The sequence below is a fragment of the Ruegeria sp. BG8 genome, assembly GCF_056538325.1.
Window position 1 is genome coordinate 132,030 of record NZ_JBQFSZ010000006.1, and the last position, 19,015, is coordinate 151,044.

Annotated in this window: 20 protein-coding genes; 13 read left to right on the forward strand and 7 right to left on the reverse strand. The window is 58.0% G+C overall.

The features are described 5' to 3' along the window. Positions 1 to 3: 3 nt before the first annotated feature. The 5 genes from ACR0DG_RS13785 to rarD all read left to right on the forward strand — a co-directional run bounded on the left by ACR0DG_RS13785 (position 4) and on the right by rarD (position 6,515). Complete coding sequence (locus tag ACR0DG_RS13785; protein WP_480697966.1) at positions 4 to 1,056, forward strand: alcohol dehydrogenase family protein; 1,053 nt, start codon at positions 4 to 6, stop codon at positions 1,054 to 1,056. Positions 1,057 to 1,068: 12 nt separating this feature from the next. Beyond that, a complete protein-coding gene (locus ACR0DG_RS13790) occupies positions 1,069 to 1,962 on the forward strand; it encodes a homocysteine S-methyltransferase family protein (protein WP_480697965.1) in 894 nt (297 codons plus the stop codon). Positions 1,963 to 1,971: 9 nt separating this feature from the next. Further along, positions 1,972 to 2,919, forward strand: a complete 948-nt coding sequence (locus ACR0DG_RS13795; protein ID WP_480697964.1) for a GlxA family transcriptional regulator — start codon at positions 1,972 to 1,974, stop codon at positions 2,917 to 2,919. An 89-nt stretch (positions 2,920 to 3,008) separates the two neighbouring features. Further along, the gene (locus ACR0DG_RS13800; protein WP_480697963.1) at positions 3,009 to 5,462 is read left to right on the forward strand and encodes a GcvT family protein; all 2,454 of its coding nucleotides are present in this window, start codon (positions 3,009 to 3,011) and stop codon (positions 5,460 to 5,462) included. A gap of 147 nt (positions 5,463 to 5,609) precedes the next feature. Then, entirely contained in the window at positions 5,610 to 6,515 is a 906-nt protein-coding gene (rarD, locus tag ACR0DG_RS13805) for an EamA family transporter RarD (RefSeq protein WP_480697962.1), read from the forward strand. On the opposite strand, the gene ACR0DG_RS13810 is transcribed toward rarD, so the two are convergent. Next, positions 6,506 to 7,210, reverse strand: coding sequence for an SGNH/GDSL hydrolase family protein (locus ACR0DG_RS13810; RefSeq protein ID WP_480697961.1), 705 nt, complete (start codon positions 7,208 to 7,210; stop codon positions 6,506 to 6,508). The two genes, rarD and ACR0DG_RS13810, sit on opposite strands and share 10 nt — an antisense overlap. Positions 7,211 to 7,212: 2 nt before the next feature. Then, a complete protein-coding gene (locus ACR0DG_RS13815) occupies positions 7,213 to 7,623 on the reverse strand; it encodes a nuclear transport factor 2 family protein (RefSeq protein ID WP_480697960.1) in 411 nt (136 codons plus the stop codon). A gap of 99 nt (positions 7,624 to 7,722) precedes the next feature. Here ACR0DG_RS13815 and ACR0DG_RS13820 point away from each other — a divergent pair, with 99 nt between their 5' ends. After that, positions 7,723 to 8,370, forward strand: coding sequence for an RluA family pseudouridine synthase (locus tag ACR0DG_RS13820; protein WP_480697959.1), 648 nt, complete (start codon positions 7,723 to 7,725; stop codon positions 8,368 to 8,370). A 2-nt stretch (positions 8,371 to 8,372) separates the two neighbouring features. Here the strand turns inward: ACR0DG_RS13820 and ACR0DG_RS13825 are convergent, their stop codons facing one another. Next, positions 8,373 to 8,558, reverse strand: a complete 186-nt coding sequence (locus ACR0DG_RS13825; RefSeq protein WP_480697958.1) for a hypothetical protein — start codon at positions 8,556 to 8,558, stop codon at positions 8,373 to 8,375. Positions 8,559 to 8,659: 101 nt separating this feature from the next. Here ACR0DG_RS13825 and ACR0DG_RS13830 point away from each other — a divergent pair, with 101 nt between their 5' ends. The 4 genes from ACR0DG_RS13830 to ACR0DG_RS13845 all read left to right on the forward strand — a co-directional run bounded on the left by ACR0DG_RS13830 (position 8,660) and on the right by ACR0DG_RS13845 (position 11,645). Beyond that, positions 8,660 to 9,352 carry a helix-turn-helix transcriptional regulator gene (locus ACR0DG_RS13830; RefSeq protein ID WP_480697957.1) on the forward strand — a complete coding sequence of 231 codons (693 nt, stop codon included), beginning with the start codon at positions 8,660 to 8,662 and terminating at the stop codon, positions 9,350 to 9,352. A gap of 117 nt (positions 9,353 to 9,469) precedes the next feature. Then, positions 9,470 to 10,141 carry a YiaD family glycine zipper/OmpA-like lipoprotein gene (locus ACR0DG_RS13835; RefSeq protein WP_480697956.1) on the forward strand — a complete coding sequence of 224 codons (672 nt, stop codon included), beginning with the start codon at positions 9,470 to 9,472 and terminating at the stop codon, positions 10,139 to 10,141. Positions 10,142 to 10,255: 114 nt separating this feature from the next. Beyond that, positions 10,256 to 10,798 (forward strand): NADPH-dependent FMN reductase, encoded by a 543-nt coding sequence (locus ACR0DG_RS13840; protein ID WP_480697955.1) that lies wholly within the window; start codon positions 10,256 to 10,258, stop codon positions 10,796 to 10,798. A gap of 49 nt (positions 10,799 to 10,847) precedes the next feature. Further along, positions 10,848 to 11,645, forward strand: a complete 798-nt coding sequence (locus tag ACR0DG_RS13845) for an HTD2 family dehydratase (RefSeq protein ID WP_480697954.1) — start codon at positions 10,848 to 10,850, stop codon at positions 11,643 to 11,645. Here ACR0DG_RS13845 and ACR0DG_RS13850 read toward each other — a convergent pair. After that, the gene (locus tag ACR0DG_RS13850; RefSeq protein WP_480697953.1) at positions 11,637 to 12,671 is read right to left on the reverse strand and encodes an NAD(P)/FAD-dependent oxidoreductase; all 1,035 of its coding nucleotides are present in this window, start codon (positions 12,669 to 12,671) and stop codon (positions 11,637 to 11,639) included. The two genes, ACR0DG_RS13845 and ACR0DG_RS13850, sit on opposite strands and share 9 nt — an antisense overlap. 55 nt (positions 12,672 to 12,726) lie before the next feature. On the opposite strand from ACR0DG_RS13850, the gene mnmC2 reads away from it, so the two are divergent. Together mnmC2 and ACR0DG_RS13860 are read left to right on the forward strand one after the other, a co-directional pair. After that, the gene (gene mnmC2, locus ACR0DG_RS13855; protein ID WP_480697952.1) at positions 12,727 to 13,392 is read left to right on the forward strand and encodes a tRNA (5-methylaminomethyl-2-thiouridine)(34)-methyltransferase MnmC2; all 666 of its coding nucleotides are present in this window, start codon (positions 12,727 to 12,729) and stop codon (positions 13,390 to 13,392) included. Beyond that, positions 13,389 to 14,258 (forward strand): DMT family transporter, encoded by an 870-nt coding sequence (locus ACR0DG_RS13860; RefSeq protein ID WP_480697951.1) that lies wholly within the window; start codon positions 13,389 to 13,391, stop codon positions 14,256 to 14,258. Before mnmC2 ends, ACR0DG_RS13860 begins: the two co-directional genes overlap by 4 nt. On the opposite strand, the gene ACR0DG_RS13865 is transcribed toward ACR0DG_RS13860, so the two are convergent. After that, on the reverse strand, positions 14,232 to 16,196 hold the full coding sequence (locus tag ACR0DG_RS13865; protein WP_480698132.1) for a lytic transglycosylase domain-containing protein: 1,965 nt from the start codon (positions 16,194 to 16,196) through the stop codon (positions 14,232 to 14,234). The two genes, ACR0DG_RS13860 and ACR0DG_RS13865, sit on opposite strands and share 27 nt — an antisense overlap. Positions 16,197 to 16,330: 134 nt before the next feature. Here ACR0DG_RS13865 and dapA point away from each other — a divergent pair, with 134 nt between their 5' ends. Further along, entirely contained in the window at positions 16,331 to 17,203 is an 873-nt protein-coding gene (gene dapA / locus ACR0DG_RS13870; RefSeq protein WP_480697950.1) for a 4-hydroxy-tetrahydrodipicolinate synthase, read from the forward strand. Positions 17,204 to 17,300: 97 nt separating this feature from the next. Here the strand turns inward: dapA and ACR0DG_RS13875 are convergent, their stop codons facing one another. Both ACR0DG_RS13875 and ACR0DG_RS13880 read right to left on the reverse strand, forming a co-directional pair. Further along, complete coding sequence (locus tag ACR0DG_RS13875) at positions 17,301 to 18,173, reverse strand: dimethyl sulfoxide reductase anchor subunit family protein (protein ID WP_480697949.1); 873 nt, start codon at positions 18,171 to 18,173, stop codon at positions 17,301 to 17,303. Beyond that, positions 18,173 to 18,922, reverse strand: coding sequence for a 4Fe-4S dicluster domain-containing protein (locus ACR0DG_RS13880; RefSeq protein ID WP_480697948.1), 750 nt, complete (start codon positions 18,920 to 18,922; stop codon positions 18,173 to 18,175). The genes ACR0DG_RS13875 and ACR0DG_RS13880 overlap by 1 nt, the downstream gene beginning before the upstream one ends. Positions 18,923 to 19,015 lie beyond the last annotated feature (93 nt).

Consider the following 19,015-nt stretch of genomic DNA (forward strand, 5'->3'; position numbering starts at 1 on the left):
TCCATGGCTGAACCAAGCATCATGCAAGGTGTTTATCTGACCCGCCACGGCGGGCCAGATGCACTGGAATGGCGCACGGATATTCCAGTGCCGCAACCCGGCCTCGGGCAAGTTCTGGTTCGGGTTGCGGCGGCGGGGGTAAACAACACCGATATCAACACGCGCGTCGGCTGGTATTCTTCGGACGTCACCGGCGCGACGGACGCGGTGGATCAGGATGTCGACGCAGGCGGCTGGGGCGGCGCGCTACAGTTTCCACGGATTCAGGGCGGCGATCTGTGCGGCATTGTCGAGCGGGCTGGCCCGGAGACCGGGATTAAACCCGGTCAGCGAGTAACCTGCCCGATCAATCTGCCGCGCCTTCTGCCGGGTAACCCGACGGGGTTTATTGCCTTGGGATCCGAAATAGACGGGGCATTTGCGCAATATTGCGTGGTCGATGCATCGGATCTTTATGATGTAACGGATTCGCCCCTGTCAGATGTCGAGATTGCAGCGATCCCCTGTGCCTTTGGAACGGCGGAAAATCTGCTGACACGGGCAGGGGTGACAGCCGGGCACAAAGTTCTGATCACCGGTGCGTCCGGTGGCGTTGGTCTGGCAGCGGTACAACTGGCTGCGTTGCGCGGTGCGACTGTTTGGGGCGTCACCAGTGCCGCCAAAGCGGATGTTGTGAAAGGACAAGGCGCGGTTGCAACCTTTGACCGAGATGCCGCCCTGCCGCCTGACACTTTCGACGTGGTGATTGATGTGGTCGGTGGTCCAGCTTGGGCGAACCTGATCCTCGCCCTCAAGCCCGGCGGGCACTATGCGGTTTCAGGTGCCATCGCGGGCCCCATCGTAGAGGCTGATCTTCGCGATATCTATTTGCGAGACATTACTATTCACGGCTGCACACATCAGACCTTTGAGGTTTTTGGCAGACTGGTTGGTCTGATGAATGCTGGTCGCATCAAACCTTTGATTTCAAAAACTTACCCTTTAAAAGACATCGCCAAAGCGCAGGAAGACTTTCAGTCCAAGGCGTTCCCGGGAAAACTGGTTCTCATACCCTGAGGAGGCGACACAATGAACGACATCACTCTTTTGGACGGTTCGATCGGGCAGGAACTGGTCAAACGCAGTCAGGACAAACCTACGCCGCTTTGGTCAACGCGGGTGATGATGGATCATCCGGATTTGGTTGGTGATGTGCACGTCGAGTATTTTCGGCGTGGTGCCACCATCGCGACGACCAATACCTACGCAATCCACCGGTCCCGGTTGGAGCGTGTGGGCCTTGAAAACCAATTGAGTGATCTTGTCGACCAAGCCCTGTCGCAAGCCGAATGTGCCCGCGACGCGTTTGGCGGTCGTATCGCCGGTGCTTTGGGGCCTTTGTTGGCCACCTATCGCCCGGATCTCAAGCCCGACATAGAAGACGCGGCCCAGAAGTTTGGAGAGCTGGTCGGTTTGATGACGGATCGGGTAGATTTGTTCGTGATCGAAACCGTCTCATCCCTGCAAGAGGCCGAAGGCGCGCTGCGCGGCACACAGAAAACCAGTAAGCCAGTTTGGCTGGCGTTGTCGGTTATGGATGATGACGGAACGCGCCTGCGTTCGGGTGAACCTTTGGCGGATATCGCGCCGGTCGTCGCACGCTATGATCCTGAGGCCGTGCTGATCAACTGCACCCGCCCCGAATCCGTTGAGCCCGCTTTGAATATCCTCAAAGATATGGGGCGGCCTTTCGGGGCCTATGCGAACGGTTTCACAGGGATTACCAAAGGGTTTCTCGAAGACGCGCCAACCGTTGATGCCTTGCAGCAGCGCGAGGATCTGGGCCCCGAGGAATACGCCCGATTTGCCATGACCTGGGTCGAACAGGGGGCCACGATTGTAGGCGGGTGTTGCGAAGTTGGCCCGGACCACATCGAAACCCTTGCGAATGCCCTGCGCGCGGCTGGGCACAAAATAGTCTGAGGTGCCGTGATGGGGGCGCAGCAACACTTCGATATACTGGTCGCCCCTGGCTATGTACTGCTGGAACTGGCATCACTGGTCGAGGTATTGCGGTTGGCCAATCGGGTGTGCCCGCATCCTCCGTTCACCTATACCTATCGTTCCCTCAAAGGAGGTCCGGTTCTCAGCAGCAGCGATGCGATGATCCAGACCGAACGCGTTCCTGCGCAACCCAAGGCGGACTATCTTTTTGTCATTGGCAACTCTGACCCCGATCAGCCTGACCTGTCGCTGGGTCGTGTTGTAACCGACTACACCTATCGCGGTGCTCAGGTGTTTTTGCTGGCGGAAGCTGCCAGTCGCTATATCGACGAAAACGGCACCGCGGACATGGCGACCCATTGGGAAAACGCGTCTTTCTTGCGCGAACGAGGGGCCAGGTTCGAAGCAAAACTGTCGATTGCCACCGAAGCGGGATCGGTCGTGACCTGCGCAGGTATGGAGGCCACGACTGACATCGCTCTGGCGGTGATCGGGCGGCATATTTCCGGGCCCGCAAAGATGACAGTTGCGGATATCATGCTGCACGAAAACATTCGCGACTTTGCGTCCATGCAGCCGTTTTCCGGAACCCGTACAACGGCCACCGGGGATGCCAAGCTGGATCAGTGCATCAAGTTGATGCAAGCGAACATCGAAGATCCTTTGCCGATCCACGAAATCGTCGAGGCGCTGGATATATCCAACCGGTCGCTCGAGCGTAAGTTCCGGACATTCTTTGGCACCACGCCCAATGGGTTTTACCGGGAAATGCGCTTAGCGAAAGCCAACAACCTGCTGCTGAACACCACAATGAGTGTTCGCGAAATCGGGATGGCCTGCGGTTTTCCAAATGGATTTTCGTCGGTCTACAAAAGCTTTTTCGGGATCACGCCATTTGTTTTGCGGCGCGAAAAACGCGCTGCGTCACATCGGTGATTTTCGTCAGATTCGTGACGCTTTTGATGCATTTTGTGTCGATCTTTCGTGGCAATTTGACCCAAACCTGACACAGCGGAGATTTCAGGATGGTTGATCTTCCCAGCAAGGCCCGAGTGGTCATCATCGGTGGCGGCGTCATTGGATGTTCGGTCGCGTATCATCTGACCAAGAAGGGTTGGAATGACGTTGTGCTGCTGGAACGCAAGCAATTGACCAGCGGCACCACATGGCACGCGGCAGGCCTGATCGCGCAGCTGCGGGCCACCGCGAACATGACGAAACTGGCCAAGTACAGCCAAGAGCTCTACGGCTCTCTCGAAGAGGAAACGGGTGTCGCCACAGGTTTCAAGCGTTGCGGCTCGATCACGGTTGCTCTGACGGAAGAGCGTAAGGAAGAGATCTATCGCCAGGCGGCAATGGCCCGTGCCTTTGGCGTCGAAGTTGAAGAAATCTCGAACGAGCGCGTCAAAGAGATGTATCCGCATCTGAATGTCGACGACGTCAAAGGCGCCGTTTATCTGCCACTGGACGGGCAGGGCGACCCGGCGAATATCGCGTTGGCCTTGGCCAAGGGTGCAAGGCAGCGCGGGGGTATCGTCAAAGAACGCGTCAAGGTCACAGATATCGTCAGGCAGGGCCGCACTGTAACGGGTGTGGACTGGGTTGCAGATGACGGCAGTGCTTCGGGTCATATTGAATGCGACATGGTCGTAAACTGTGCCGGTATGTGGGGGCACGAGGTGGGCCGGATGGCCGGTGTGAACGTTCCGCTTCACGCCTGCGAGCATTTCTACATCGTGACCGAGGGGATCGACGGCCTGACCCAGCTGCCGGTGCTGCGTGTTCCGGATGAATGCGCATATTACAAAGAAGACGCAGGTAAAATTCTACTGGGCGCGTTCGAACCTAATGCCAAACCCTGGGCCATGGACGGCATCCCCGACAGTTTCGAGTTCGACCAGTTGCCCGAAGACTTCGACCACTTTGAGCCTATCCTCGAGGCTGCGGTAAACCGCATGCCGATGTTGGCCGAAGCGGGCATTCATACATTCTTCAATGGCCCCGAGAGCTTTACGCCGGATGACGCCTATCACCTGGGCCTGGCGCCCGAGATGGATAACGTCTGGGTGGCCGCCGGGTTCAATTCGATTGGCATCCAATCCGCGGGTGGGGCGGGTATGGCCCTGGCCGAGTGGATGGATTCTGGCGAGAAACCCTTTGACCTGGGCGACGTCGACATCAGCCGGATGCAGCCCTTTCAAGGGAATAAACAATATCTCTTTGAACGTTCGAAAGAGACGCTGGGCCTGCTTTATGCTGATCACTACCCGTATCGGCAAAAGGCCACTGCGCGCGGTGTACGGCGAACACCGTTCCATCACCATCTGAAGGAAGAGGGTGCAGTCTTCGGTGAATTGGCCGGGTGGGAGCGCGCCAACTGGTTTGCAAACGAAGGTCAGGAACGGGAATACCAATATAGCTGGAAGCGCCAGAACTGGTTCGAAAACTCGGCCGCCGAACACCGCGCCGTGCGCGAGAATGTGGGCATGTATGACATGTCTTCTTTCGGCAAAATCCGTGTGGAAGGCCCGGATGCCGAAGCGTTCATGAATTATGTCGGCGGTGGCGACTATGCGGTTCCGACAGGAAAGATCGTCTATACGCAATTTCTGAACCGGACGGGTGGCATCGAAGCGGATGTGACCGTAACCCGACTGTCAGAAACCGCATATCTGGTTGTAACCCCAGCGGCCACGCGTCTGGCCGATCAAACCTGGATGCAGCGCCATGTCGGCGAGCATCGCGTTGTCATCACAGATGTGACCGCGGGCGAAGGCGTTTTGGCTGTCATGGGGCCAAACGCGCGTGCGTTGTTGGAAAAGGTCTCACCCGCTGATTTTTCGAATGCGGTAAATCCGTTTGGCACCGCACAGGAGATAGAGATTGGCATGGGTCTCGCCCGTGCGCATCGCGTGACTTACGTGGGTGAACTTGGGTGGGAGATCTATGTCTCCTCAGACATGGCAGGCCACGTGTTTGAGACGCTGCATGAGGCCGGACAGAACATGGGTCTGAAACTGTGCGGGATGCACATGATGGACAGCTGCCGGATCGAAAAGGGGTTCCGCCATTTCGGTCATGACATCACCTGCGAAGATCACGTGGTTGATGCCGGGCTTGGTTTTGCGGTCAAAGTCGACAAGGGCTGCGACTTTATCGGACGCGAAGCGGTCATAGCACGCAAAGAGAGTGGGCCCAAGAGCCGCCTGGTGCAGTTCCGACTGTCCGAGCCCGAGCCGCTTTTGTTCCATAACGAGCCGATCGTACGCGACGGTGAATATATCGGTTACCTGAGTTCGGGGAACTACGGTCACACGCTGGGGGGTGCAATCGGTATGGGCTATGTCCCTTGCGAGGGCGAGAAGGCGGCGGATGTCCTTGCCTCCAGCTATGAGATCGACGTCTGCGGGGTAAAAGTGAAAGCCGAAGCGTCGCTAAAACCAATGTACGACCCGAAATCCGAGCGCGTTAAAGTTTAACCAAAAGGTCGGGGCGCGAATGCGCCCCGGCTCGATTTTTGGAAGGCGACGTATCAATAAATCTGATGTGTCGCATCACAGTTTCCGCAGTTCCCAAGCGAACCCGATTTGCCGTAAACACAGCCGGTGCAACCCTGGGAACCTGGTATGGCGAACGCATCTATCCTTTCGCAAAACGTGGATACGTCAAAGGGTCTGGCATTGGCTCTGGCCGCCTATGTCATGTGGGGGTTCCTGCCGCTTTACATGAAAGCGATGGCGCATATCGGCCCTGTTGAGGTCGTAGCCCATCGGATCATTTGGTCCGTTCCTGTTGCAGGTTTGCTGCTGATCGCATTGGGCCGAACACAAGACCTGAAGGCTGCTTTGAAAAACCCAAAGATGCTGGCTATGGCGTGCCTGACGGCGGGGCTGATCTCGGTCAATTGGGCGATATACGTCTGGGCCATCGCCAGTGGTAACACGCTGGATGCGGCGCTTGGGTATTACATAAACCCACTTTTCAGCATTGCCTTGGGTGCGCTGTTACTGCGCGAGCCATTGAGCAGAACACAGATGATTGCCGTCGGTCTGGCGGCCGTCGGCGTGCTGGTTCTGATCATACAGGCCGGTAGCCTACCTTGGGCGGCGCTTGGTTTGACGATCAGTTGGGGCTTTTATGCGTTTTTCAAAAGGTCGCTGCCGATCGGCCCCAATCAGGGCTTTCTGCTGGAGGTTTTGATACTTTTGATTCCGGCGCTGGCCTATGTGACATGGCAGGGGGCGACGGGGACCGGGCATTTCGGTTGGGCGGTCGAGGACACGGCGCTGCTGGCCGGTGCGGGGTTGGTGACGGCAATTCCGCTGCTGGTTTATGCCAACGGGGCCAAGCTGGTGCGACTGTCGACCATGGGCATTCTGCAATACATCGCACCAACGATGATCTTCATTACCGCGATTGCCGTTTTTGGCGAACAGATTGACCAAGGGCGCATGATCGCCTTTCCTCTGATCTGGTCGGCGTTGGTGGTGTACTCAATCCCAATGATCCGCCAGATTCGAACTCAGTCCTGACGTAACACTCGGGCGGCTTCTTTCGCCCATATCGCATATGTTCTGGGGCTGGGATGGTATCCGTCTGGCGCAGCTAACGCCGGGTCGTCGGGTAGGTTCAGGGTCAAGTGACGAGCCTGAGGATACTGTTCGACAACCTGTTTCAGGCCCTTGTCCAGCCGTGCGGCCTGCTGCCCGAGGACCCACGCGAGCGGTTGGGGTAAAGCTGGAAAGCGGTCCATCTGGGGAACGGCCGTTACGACCACCCTGCGCACTTTCATCCTGTCAACCAAGTGCTCCAGCAGCCGTGTTTGCCGTTCGATGAACTGTTTGCATGTGACGCCCCGCGTGACGTCATTTACCCCCAGCGCGGTTACTGCCACGTCAAACTCTTCGTCTGTCAGCTTTAAACGCTCAATCGTGTCATGGGTCGTGTGCCCGGTCGTCGCTTTTAGCTGCCATTCGACGGTGTAATGTCGTGACAGCTCTCTTACCAAACACCCGGATAAGGCCTGAGCCTGTGTTCCAGCCCCAACACCCGCTGCCGAACTGTCGCCCGCGATCAACAAACGCAGCCGCGGCCCGCGACCGGCGCGTCCTGTACGAGGGCCAGAGGGTTCCGGTAGCAATTGCGCGCTGCGCCGTACCGTCAGCCCCTGAATCGCCAAGACGGGCAACAAGGGCACGCGCAGCAACTGATCGGGGGCCAGCGGCATAGTCAGCTCAATGCGTTTTTGTATTCAAGAAACCTGGGGTCGGTCATCACACGGGCCATCATCGCCTCGCGCAAGGCTCCGATGGTTTTGTAGGGGCGCATGACGACCTCGAAATCCTGAATCAACCCGTCATCGTTCAGGGTGATCAGGTCAACGCCAACCGCGTCCAGATCGCCGACCTTGCACTGAAATTCCAACGCCCAATCTTTTCCCTCGCCCATGATCCGGCGATATCGAAACTCTGAAAACACTTGCCCCACATGGCCCAGAACTGCGGCCACGGGCGCGCGGCCGGTCCATGTGCTGTAATAGGTTGGCGGAGAAAACCGCACGTCCTCTGCCAGTAACGCGTGGATCAGGCTTTCATCGCCCTTGGCGACGACCTCTTGCATGCGTTCGATTGTGGGATGCACTTTTTCCTCCTCCGACCTGTTTCGTCAGAGTTGCGGAAGCAATCCGTTCAGGCAAGGCCGACGTTGCGGGAGGTTGCCCCTTGCGTTAGGCAGTGCCGCATGACTGAGACTTACGCCCCTCCGACCACGCCACTGGAATTGTTGCATGAAGATGCGCAACTGATCGTGGTCAACAAGCCCTCGGGGTTGTTGTCTGTGCCTGGGCGTGGGGAGCATCTGGCGGATTGCCTGCAATCGCGGGTTCAGGTCGCTTTTCCTCAGGCCTTGCTGGTGCACCGGCTGGATCGGGATACCTCGGGCGTTATGATCTTTGCCCAAACGCCTCATGCGCAGCGACATCTGAGTATGCAGTTCGAGAAGCGACAGACCCGCAAGACCTATGTCGCGCGCGTCTGGGGTCACATCGCGGCCAAGACAGGGACGGTTGATCTGCCCCTCATTGTGGACTGGCCCAACCGACCGCGCCAGATGGTTTGCCACGAAACAGGCAAGCCTGCCATGACGGACTGGCGCGTGGTCAAACACGAGGGCGCAACGACCCGTGTGCGGCTGTTCCCACAAACCGGGCGGTCACATCAGCTGCGTGTGCATATGTTGGCGTTGGGCCACCCGATTTTGGGTGACCCTTTTTATGCCGAAGGTGATGCGCGCGACTACCCGCGTCTGATGTTGCATTCCGAAGAGCTGCGGTTGAAACACCCTGATGGCGGCGCATCCATGAAATTTCGCGCAAAGGCTGATTTCTGATCCTATGCAGTTCGGGTCCAGAAAACCTTGAGGTTTCCCAGAGAAAACCGTCTGGCGCGGTTACGAGGCTCACAAGGTTGGCGGGCCGCCATGATCTCTCGCTCAATCTCGAATGCACGCAGACGATGGTCCTGAGACCAGCGCCCCAACTGAAGGGTCATCATGACGTGATTATCCAGATTTGGCATGGTTAAACTCCTGTTGAAAGATCCAAATCTGGCGCATCACTGCTGACACCACCTTGTCAGTGGGCTGTGCTAAGGTGTCAGCAGATCAACCGGAGACTGCCATGCGCCGTTCGACCCGCCTGTTTGAAATCATTCAGATTTTGCGCGCTGCAGATGCGCCTGTGACGGCTGAAACCCTTGCTGAAAAGCTCGAAGTCTCGGTGCGTACGGTTTACCGCGACATCGCCGCCTTGCAGGCGCAGCGAACCCCGATCGAAGGTGAGGCCGGTGTAGGATACCTGATGCGTCGTGGCTATGATCTGCCGCCGCTCAATTTCGACGCGGAAGAGGTCGAAGCCTTGTGGGTTGGCCTGTCTATGCTGGCGCGCACGGGCGACAGTACGCTGCAACAGGCTGCAAATCGGGTGTGCCGCAAGATAGACGCCCTGCGTGACCCGGCAGACTGGCTACAGGTTGCCCCTTGGGGCGCGCCTTTGGATGATCCGAACAAAGGCTGTGTTCCCGTCGTGAACTACCGTGAAGCGATCCGAACGGAACGCAAGATACGCATCACCTACGTCGATGCCGATGAGCTGCGCACAGAACGTATCGTACGCCCGGTTGCTCTGATCTATCATATTGAATGCACGATGCTGGTTGCGTGGTGCGAGCTCAGGAATGGGTTTCGGCATTTCCGCACGGATCGAATTTGGGACTGTGAATTGATCGACGCCCATTTCTGCGGTCAGGGAGAGCCGCTGCGCGCCATCTGGCAAGAGCAGAACCAATGGGACGCGCCTGCAAAGACGCATTGAACGGCGGGTAACTGCCTATATCACCGTATTGTTGCTTGAGCCTACCGTGGTAGAGCGCGATATACTGGCCTAAACAACGTGGCTCCGTCAAACGGAGCCAGAGCAGAAGGTGAATTCATGACGATTTCCAAGTTTTTTGTAACTGCCGGGCTGTGCTCGGCCATGTTTCTGGGGGCCTGCACAGACCCTGGTACTTTGAACCTTCCGGCTGATCCCAACCAAAACGCCAAACAGGGCGCCATTCTGGGCGGGTTGATCGGTGCTGGCGTCGGTGCGATTGCGAACGACTCAGATCCTTTGCTGGGTGCTTTGGCCGGTGGTGCCATCGGTGCCGCAGGCGGCGGCGTGATCGGCAATCAGTTGGACCGGCAAGCCGCTGAGCTGCGTCAGCAACTGGCCAATGATGGGATTATCATCACCAATGCAGGTGATCGTCTGATCGTAACGGTTCCGAACGATATCACTTTTGACACCGACAGCTCGACCGTTCGCCCGGCGCTGCGGGCGGATCTTGTGCGTGTTGGTCAGAACCTCGTCAACTATCCCAACTCGAATGTCCAGGTCATAGGCCATACCGACAGTGATGGCGCGGCGTCCTACAACCAGGGACTGTCCGAGCGTCGTGCGCGTTCGGTTGCCGATATCCTGCAGGCCAATGGTGTGAACAGTTCAAGGATTACGACGATCGGTCTGGGTGAAAGCCGTCCGGCGGCATCGAACCTTACGCCTGAAGGCAAGGCTCGGAACCGTCGGGTCGATATCGAAATCATCCCGAACGGTCGCACGTAAAGCGAAGGGGCGTCATGGGCGCCCCTTTTTTGCACATTGACTGCGCGTCACAAGGGCTTTGGCCCGCGCGTTTATCGGGCTAACTAAGGGGAAACACCCTAACGGAGTTTCCCCATGTCCGAACCGATCCTTCTGAGCCTGTCGGGTTCTTTGCGTCAAACCGCAACCAACCGCAAACTGCTGCGCGAAGCGGCGCGGTTGTTTTCTCCGGGCACTCATATCGAAGCGGATCTGAACCTGCCGTTGTATGACGGAGATATTGAGAATGGCGAGGGTATCCCCGCCGCGGTTCAAACCCTTTCCGATCAAATTGCGCAGGCCGACGCTGTGATCATTTCGACCCCGGAATACAACAAGGGGCCGTCAGGTGTGCTGAAAAACGCATTGGATTGGGTGAGCCGGACACAGGGCAACCCTTGGGCGAACAAACCCGTGGCGGTTATGTCCGCCGCCGCAGGCCGTGCAGGCGGTGAGCGCGCGCAGATGATCTTGCGCAGCTTTATGGTCCCGTTTCAGACGCGTATCCTGCAGGGCCCGGAAATCCACCTGGCCGACAGTTCCAACGAGTTTGACGAGCAAGGTCGACTGGTCAGCGAGCGCTATGAAAAAGCGCTTGAGACTTTGATGCTGAAACTGCGTTCAGAAGCCGGTTTCTGAACGCCCTCAATAGCTTGCCCCTTTGGGGGCGGCAATCTAGCTTGAGGCAATGTCACAAGAAACCCAATCAGACCTGATCGATCCAGCCCGGGCCACTGCTTTGCAGGTGGCGCTAGGGCTTCCGATTTCTGTCGGGGCGGGTGTGGCTTTGCCGCCGTTTTTTCATCACCTTTATTTCTGGTCCCCGCAACCACCCGAGGGGTTAGGGCGCGATGGGCATCCCAAGGTCGGGGGCCTGATCCCTGACATGGGTTTGCCGCGCAGAATGTGGGCCGGGGGTCGGTTGCAATTCACCGCCCCCCTGGTTGCGGGCACTCCGGCTGAACGGCGTTCATCTTGCGAAATCTCGACAACGAAACCCGGGCGCAGCGGGCCATTAGGCTTTGTTACTCTGCGCCATGAAATCTGGCAGGAAGGCGTGCTGTGTCTGACCGAATGGCAGGATTTGGTGTACCGCAACGACCCCGCACCGGATGAGGTTAAGCCAATTGCACCGACGGCGCGCACGGATGCCTCGGATGTACGGGTTGTATCTTTCGACACGACGCAGCTGTTTCGGTATTCGGCACTTACCTTCAACGGCCATCGCATTCACTACGACCTCGACTACGCCAGAGATGTTGAGGGATACGCGGGATTGGTCGTGCATGGCCCGCTGTTGGCGCAGCATCTGATGCTGTTTGCACAAGACCTGATGGGGCCATTGGCGCAATTTTCGTTCCGCGCATCTTCGCCTTTGATGCATTTTGAATCGGCCACATTATGCCGTTCGGGAAGTGATCTGTGGGTGCGCGGCCCGGACGGGCGACAATGCATGAGCGCCAAAGCTGTTCCCAGCTCAGAGTGATGCCTCGGGGCGGAAGTCGGCGGGAATACCGTCAACTCCGTCCAGAATAAGATCGGCCATAACTTCGGCCACCTTGGGTGCCATGCCGAACCCGATTTTAAACCCACCATTGGCGATGAAGTGGTCGGGGTATAGTGGGTGTGCGCCCAGCATTGGCGCGCGGCTTTTGCTGCGCGGACGCACACCGGCCCAGCGTTCAATCACCTCGGCCCCGTGCAGCAGTGGCAAGGCGCGGGTGGCGCGATCAATGACGTCGTCCAAGGCAGCGTCAGTGCTGGTGGGGTTGTCATACTCGCGTTCCGATGTTGATCCGATCGCCAACGTGCCGTCCGCGTGGGGTACGATATGCACAGCGTCTGCAAATAGCTGCGGAACCTCACCAGCATCGAACCGCAAAAGCGCCGCCTGACCTTTCACGCCATTGCCGACTGTCTTACCAAAAGCGTCGCTCAGTTCCTGCAACCCGGCGAGGCCAGTGGCTTGGACGACGCGCCCGCCATCGGGGGCCTCTTGCACCACCTGCACGCCTAAAACCGCCAGCGCCGCCGTAAGGGCGGCACAGGCTTTGCGCGGGTGCATTCGTGCACTCAGGGTGTCATGAATTACATACCCGGTCGGGCTGGGGGGACACCACGCACCGATGTCGTTGGTGCTGAGGACGGTCCATTCCGCCTTGCCCTGCCACAAGGTGGCGGCGGTTTTCGCCCGCGCATGCGCAAGTTCAAGCGTGCGGGCGTCTGCAATGGGCTGCAACCGACCCAAGCGCGCATATCCGGACGAAACTCCACCAGTCGCCTCAACATGTTTCCAGAATGGCTCAGCCATGATCAGGCTGTCGAACTGAAACGCTTTCTTGGCATTCCAATTCTCGGGTACATGCGGGGCCAATGCACCAACAAGCCCGCCGCTGGACCCGGCTCCGGGGCCGTACGGGTCGATGACCTGAACCTTTGCACCGCGCTTTGCGCAGACCCAGGCAATGGATAGGCCAAAGATGCCCGCACCGCGGACCGTCACATCGACCATTGCCAATCCCCTTTTCATTCTTCAGTGTCGCGCCGCTTAGCTACAGGATTCCCGGATGGCAGACCAGCATGCCGAACTGACGTGGAGAGAGGGCCAGGTCCCAGTCTCGGATCGCTTTGACGATCCCTATTTCTCGTTACAGAATGGGCTTGAGGAAACGCGCCATGTGTTTTTGGCGGGCAATGACCTGCCAGCGCGGTTCGCGCCGGGATTTCGCATAGCCGAGCTTGGGTTTGGAACTGGCTTGAATATGCTGACAGCTTGGTCTGAATGGGAAAAGTCGGGGCAGACCTCGCCTTTGACATTTACCAGTTTCGAAGCGTTTCCGATGCAACAGGCCGATATGGCGCGCGCGCTCAGCGCTTTTCCGGAACTTTCTGACTGGGCTGAACGGTTTCTTGCAGTTTGGAAGGGTGGACACTGCGAATTGGAAACCCTGCGTCTGGAGGTCATTGAGGGCGACGCCCGCCAGACCCTGTCGGATTGGTCCGGTCAGGCCGACGCATGGTTTTTGGACGGGTTTTCCCCCGCCAAAAACCCCGAACTGTGGGGCGCAGATCTGATGCAGCATGTCGCCGACCATACGGTGAGTGGTGGTACAGCGGCCACGTACACAGCGGCTGGTTTCGTCAGGCGGGGGCTTTCAGATGCTGGATTTTCGGTTACGCGCACGTCAGGATTCGGTCGCAAACGCCATATGACGCGGGCCACCAAGGCATGACGCAGCAGAACAATACCCGTGCCGGAATTGCGCTGATGATCGCAGCTACGGTGGTGTTTGCGTTACAGGACGGAATCTCGCGCCATCTCGCGGGGACGTATAACACCTACATGGTCGTAATGATCCGCTACTGGTTCTTTGGGGCGTTCGTCGTCGTATTGGCACTGCGAGCGCCCGGCGGGCTTCAGTCGACAGCCCGCACCAGCCAGTTGGGCCTGCAAATACTGCGCGGCGTTCTGTTGGCCGGCGAGGTCTGCGTCGCCGTCTACGCCTTTACCATTCTGGGACTGATCGAAAGCCAGGCGGTTTTCATCTGCTACCCACTGTTGATTGCCGCCCTCAGTGGCCCGGTCTTGGGGGAAAAGGTCGGATGGCGGCGATGGGCTGCAATCGGTGTCGGCTGTGTCGGAGTGCTGGTCATTCTGCAGCCAGGTATGGGCGTGTTTAACCCGTGGGCTGTGATTCCGCTGATCTCGGCCTTCATGTTTGCCATTTACGGCCTTCTGACCCGCTATGCCGCCCGGCGTGACAGCACGGCAACCAGCTTTTTTTGGACCGGTGTCGCAGGGGCGGCCGCGATGACATGCATTGGATTGTGGTTTTGGGAGCCGATGGAAAGCGGTGACTGGGTCTGGATGGGTCTCTTGTGCCTCAGCGGTGCGTTGGGCCATTGGTTATTGATCAAGTGCTACGAGATGGCCGAGGCCAGCGCAGTGCAGCCTTTCGCCTATTTCCACCTGATGTGGAGCGCGATCCTTGGCATTTCGATCTTTGGAGAGGCACTGCGCCCCGCAGTGGTGATCGGGGCCACACTTGTGATTGCTGCAGGTCTGTTCACCCTATGGCGCGAACGACGCCAGAGTTGAGCCGATCAGCTCTTGCGAAAACGGAATCGGCAATGGCGGCTGCCCCAAACGGGCACGGTAAACCGGCAGGCTTTCGGCCACGCGCATGACGTAATTTCGCGTTTCGCTAAAGGGAATGGTTTCGATCCAGTCCACCATGTCGATCTCGCCCGCGCGCGGGTCACCGTACCGTTCCATCCACGAGATCGGACGGCGCGGGCCAGCATTGTAGCCCGCAGCCATCATGACGACGTTCCCATTGAAGTTCGCAGATAGGGTGGACAGGTAATTCGCGCCCAGCTTGGCGTTGTATTGCCAATCGGACGTAAGCTTGCCGGTTTTATGCCCGCTGAGAATCCCCATATTTTTGGCCACCAACTGCGCTGTTGCAGGCATCACTTGCATCAAGCCACGTGCACCGGCCCCGCTGATCACCACCGGGTCAAACTCACTTTCGCGCCGTGCAATCGCCAATGTCATCTCTTTCGCCATCGGCAATCCCAGATCAGCCACGGGATGAACGGGGTAATAGGCCGCTGGCAGCACGACCCCTGTCTTCGCCGCGCGTTTTGCGATCATGACGGCCAGGTGAGGCTCTTTCAGTTCAATGACCAGATCACCCAGCTGGTTGGCTTGCGTGGTGTCCAGATCCTCCACTAAATGGGTCAGAAACCTTTCCGAGAGGTTGTCTTCCCCCGCACGCAGCAGCAGAAGCCCAGCTTCCAAGACGCTGGAGTCCGCAAAATCGGCTTGCTTCCAATGTGGCGCCCGCCGGGGATTGGCCAGTTCGCTGTCAAAGGGACGCCCGATCCGTTCAGCCGCCAGCAGCCCATAGAATGATGTTTGGTAATCTGCGCCCATTGCATATGCTTCATAGGCTTTGTCTGCATCTCCTTGCGCCGCATAGGCGCGACCCAGCCAATACCCGCCACGCCCTTTGGAAATCGGCGACTGCACCGCATCCGAGAAATTCTGAAAATGGCGAACGGCAGTTGCCGGGTCGTTCAGCTTACGCAGGGCGAGAAACCCGGCCAACCATTCCAGATCGGCGTAGCCATATCCCATTTCAGGGGTCATGTGGTGATTGGCGGCGATCTGATAGGCCCGTGTCGCGCTGCCGTTGCGCATCTCCAGCCGGGCAAGACGACGGCGGCCCTCAGCCCATTTGTCAGGCTCACCCAACGCGTCTGGCCCGGTCGAACGTTCCAGCATCAAATCGATGGCGCTGTCATCCAGTTCTTTCTGATCCCGCCAGACAAACCGGTCAAACGCAAGGCCGGGCGCATTGGCCAGGGACTTTGGAACAGCTGCAACCTTGGCGTCTACACCAGGTTGGCGTTTTTGCAGGGCGATGCGCGCCTCGGCCAGTTTGCGTTCATCCGAACTGACCAGTGGCAACATCTGCCCGGCGCTGACAAGGTTCCCATCCCATAACATTCTGTCCAAACGAGCTGAATGGTGGGGTTTCAACAAAGTTGCAAAGTTTTCCAGATAGTTCTTTTGCTGACCGGCCCCCATCGCCATCGTGTGCCACGCGGTCACAAGATCAGCCTCGGCATCCCCCTGACGCCCTTTTGCCTTGAGGGCGACGGCATAGTTCAACGCACCTTCCGCAGTTTGCGGGGGCACGTCCGCGTAGAACTTTATGGCCCGGTCGGGGTCAGCACCGGTAAAAGCGGGTTCGCTTTTGCGGCGCAACCAGGCCAACCCGGGCCAATCCGGTCTGCGTTCCAGGAAAACCAGCACATCGCCAGAGCTGCCGAATCCCTCGCGCAGCCAATGCCAGACTATGATGTCACGCGAGACCGACCCGCGTTCGCCCGACTCGCGAAGCGCGGCATTCCAGTCACCTTTGCGCATTTCGGACAATCCAGCCCGCAGATCATCGACTGCGTCCGCCCGGGCAGCGCCGGTTGTTGCCAGAATCACTACTACCAAAAGCGTCAGAACGCGTGTCATGCCTTGCATTTCCCAACCAACCAAGGATAGAGCCATTCAGGATAAACCTTGTGCCGCGGGGATCAACTCACATCGCAAAGATTGTGATGACCTGTGACGCAAAATTTGCCAACCGCGCACAGAAGGAGCGTGTCATGTTCAAAGGCTCAATGCCAGCCCTCGTCACCCCGTTCAGCAACGGCGAGTTGGACCTGAAGACGCTCAAACATTTGGTGGAATGGCACATTCAGGAGGGCTCTACGGGGCTGGTGCCCGTTGGCACCACAGGTGAAAGCCCAACGCTGAGCCATGATGAGCATGAAACCGTCGTCGAGCAGGTCGTTCAGGCCTCTGCTGGTCGCGTGCCGGTGATTGCCGGGGCCGGATCGAACAACACGGTTGAGGCGATCCGCTTTGTACAATTTGCGCAGAAAGTTGGAGCAGACGCCGCGCTGGTGGTGACACCCTATTACAACAAGCCCACACAAAAGGGCCTGATCGCGCATTTCCGGGCACTGCACGACTGCGCGGATATTCCAATCATCATCTACAATATTCCCGGACGCTCTGTCATCGATATGACACCCGAAACGATGGGCGAACTGTCTGAATTGCCACGCATCATAGGGGTCAAAGACGCGACCGGCGATCTGGCCCGCGTCAGCCAACAACGCGCGTCTTGTGGCCCGGATTTTTGCCAGTTGTCAGGCGAAGACGCGACTGCGCTCGGCTTCAACGCACACGGTGGCGTCGGCTGCATATCGGTCACGGCAAACGTCGCGCCCAAACTATGCGCCGAGTTTCAACAGGCCACACTGGACGGCGACTATGCCAAAGCGCTGGAATACCAAGATCGTCTGATGCCGCTGCATGAGGCCATCTTTATCGAGCCCGGTTTGGTCGGCGCGAAATATGCGTTGAACAAGCTTGGACTTTGCAGCGCCGAGGTCCGTTCGCCACTGACTGAGCTGGATGACAGCACCAAAGAAGCTATCGATTCCGCGCTGCGCCACGCCGGGTCGCTGTAACGCCGTCTTTGCAGGCGCGATCCGAGCTTCATCTGGCCAAAAATATCCCGGGGGATGAATTGGTCTGAAAGACCAAGAAGGGGGCTGGCCCCCTTCTTTAGCGTTTGCCGTAGTACAACCCTACGACATGTTCAGCCTGTGCGAAAAACAGCCATCTGGAAACCGCAACCCCGGCGATATGCGACAGCACGGCCAGTGCAGCAAAGAAATGCCCGAACGGCAAAAGCAACAAGACAACCGGGATCATGAAGGCAAGTACAAACGAGATAACACGCAGCTTTTCCGCATGCTTTCGGCCTACAATATGGACGAATTCATTCAAGAGATAGTTTGTACCCGTATGGGGTGGTTCAAAGGCACGCACCGTTCCAATATTGCCCAAGCCGGTTGCCGTCTGTAAATTCGTCCCAGAATTCCCGAAAGCTTTGTCGCCTGCCCACCATGTCAACGCCTGAATGGTCGCCGCAATAACAAGCAATGGGATCGCAAGCGTCACTTGACCTGCAAGCAATGACCCACCGGCGATACTGTAACCAAGGAACATTGCAGGCGTGAACTGAGAATTCCAGCGTGGGATAGTCTTGAGCTGTGTGTAGATCATAGATGTTGTAAAGACTGTCGCGACCGAAAACACAGCGCCAATTAACCCCAGAAACGCCCACCGCTGCCCCAGAAAAATCGGACCGAGCGCATAGAGCCCCATGACAATCAGCGCGATCACCGCGCACCAGCCCTCGCGACTCAGCCAGCTGGACCGCCATTGCGTGAATGCCTTAAGGGCGCGTTCGGGGTGCCCGAGGTGGAAGGTCGAGGCCATCAACCCACCAACTGACAAGCCAAAGGCGATTAGGTAAAATACAAACGCTACCCATCCTGTAACGTCCGGCAATCCCAGACCCAGAAAAAACAGCAGACCAAAGCCCAGACCAGACAGTGTCGTAAAGATAATAACAGAAGGGGCTGGATGCATCAGAGCTTCTCCAGTGCTTTGTCCAGCCAGCCCAGGAACCCTTTCGGCTCCTCGGCGACGGGGGCCAGCAGGGGGGCCAGAATGTCGATCTGGTCCTCGATCTGATCCTTGGGTCGCGGTGGCAGGTATTTGTTGACGGGTTTGGTGCCCATTTCAGGCATCAGGTCCATGCCCTCGCGTTCGGCTACCAGTTTGCTGACATCGCTGTCAGGGTCGCCGAGATCACCGAAATGACGTGCGCCCGCCGGGCAGGTGCGTACGCAGGACGGGACGCGATCTACCTCGGGCAGGTTTTCGTTATAGATACGGTCAACACAAAGCGTGCATTTCTTCATCACGCCTTCGGCCAAGTCCATTTCGCGCGCGCCATAGGGACAGGACCACGCGCACAACCCGCACCCGATGCAATCGCTTTCGTTGACGAGGACAATGCCATCTTCGACACGTTTGTAGCTTGCTCCGGTTGGGCAAACCGTCACGCAGGGGGCATCCTCGCAATGCAGGCAGGATTTTGGGAAGTGGATCAGCTGTGCGGGCCCTTGTTCGGGCTGCACTTCGTAGGAATGCACGCGGTTCAGGAAAGTGCCTGACGGGTTGCCGCCATAGGCATCCTGATCGGAAAGAGGCGCACCGTAGTTTTCAGTGTTCCAGCCTTTGCAGGAGATCACGCAGGCATGGCACCCAACACAAGTATCCAGGTCGATGACCAGACCCATTTTGCGTTCAGTGGATTCGGGTAGCTGGGTCATGTCAACGAAGCTCCGCTTTGGCAGTTGGGCAGGGGGCCAGCCCCCTCTTGAGCCTGCGCCTCAATTCACCCCCGGGATATTTTTGGCCAGATG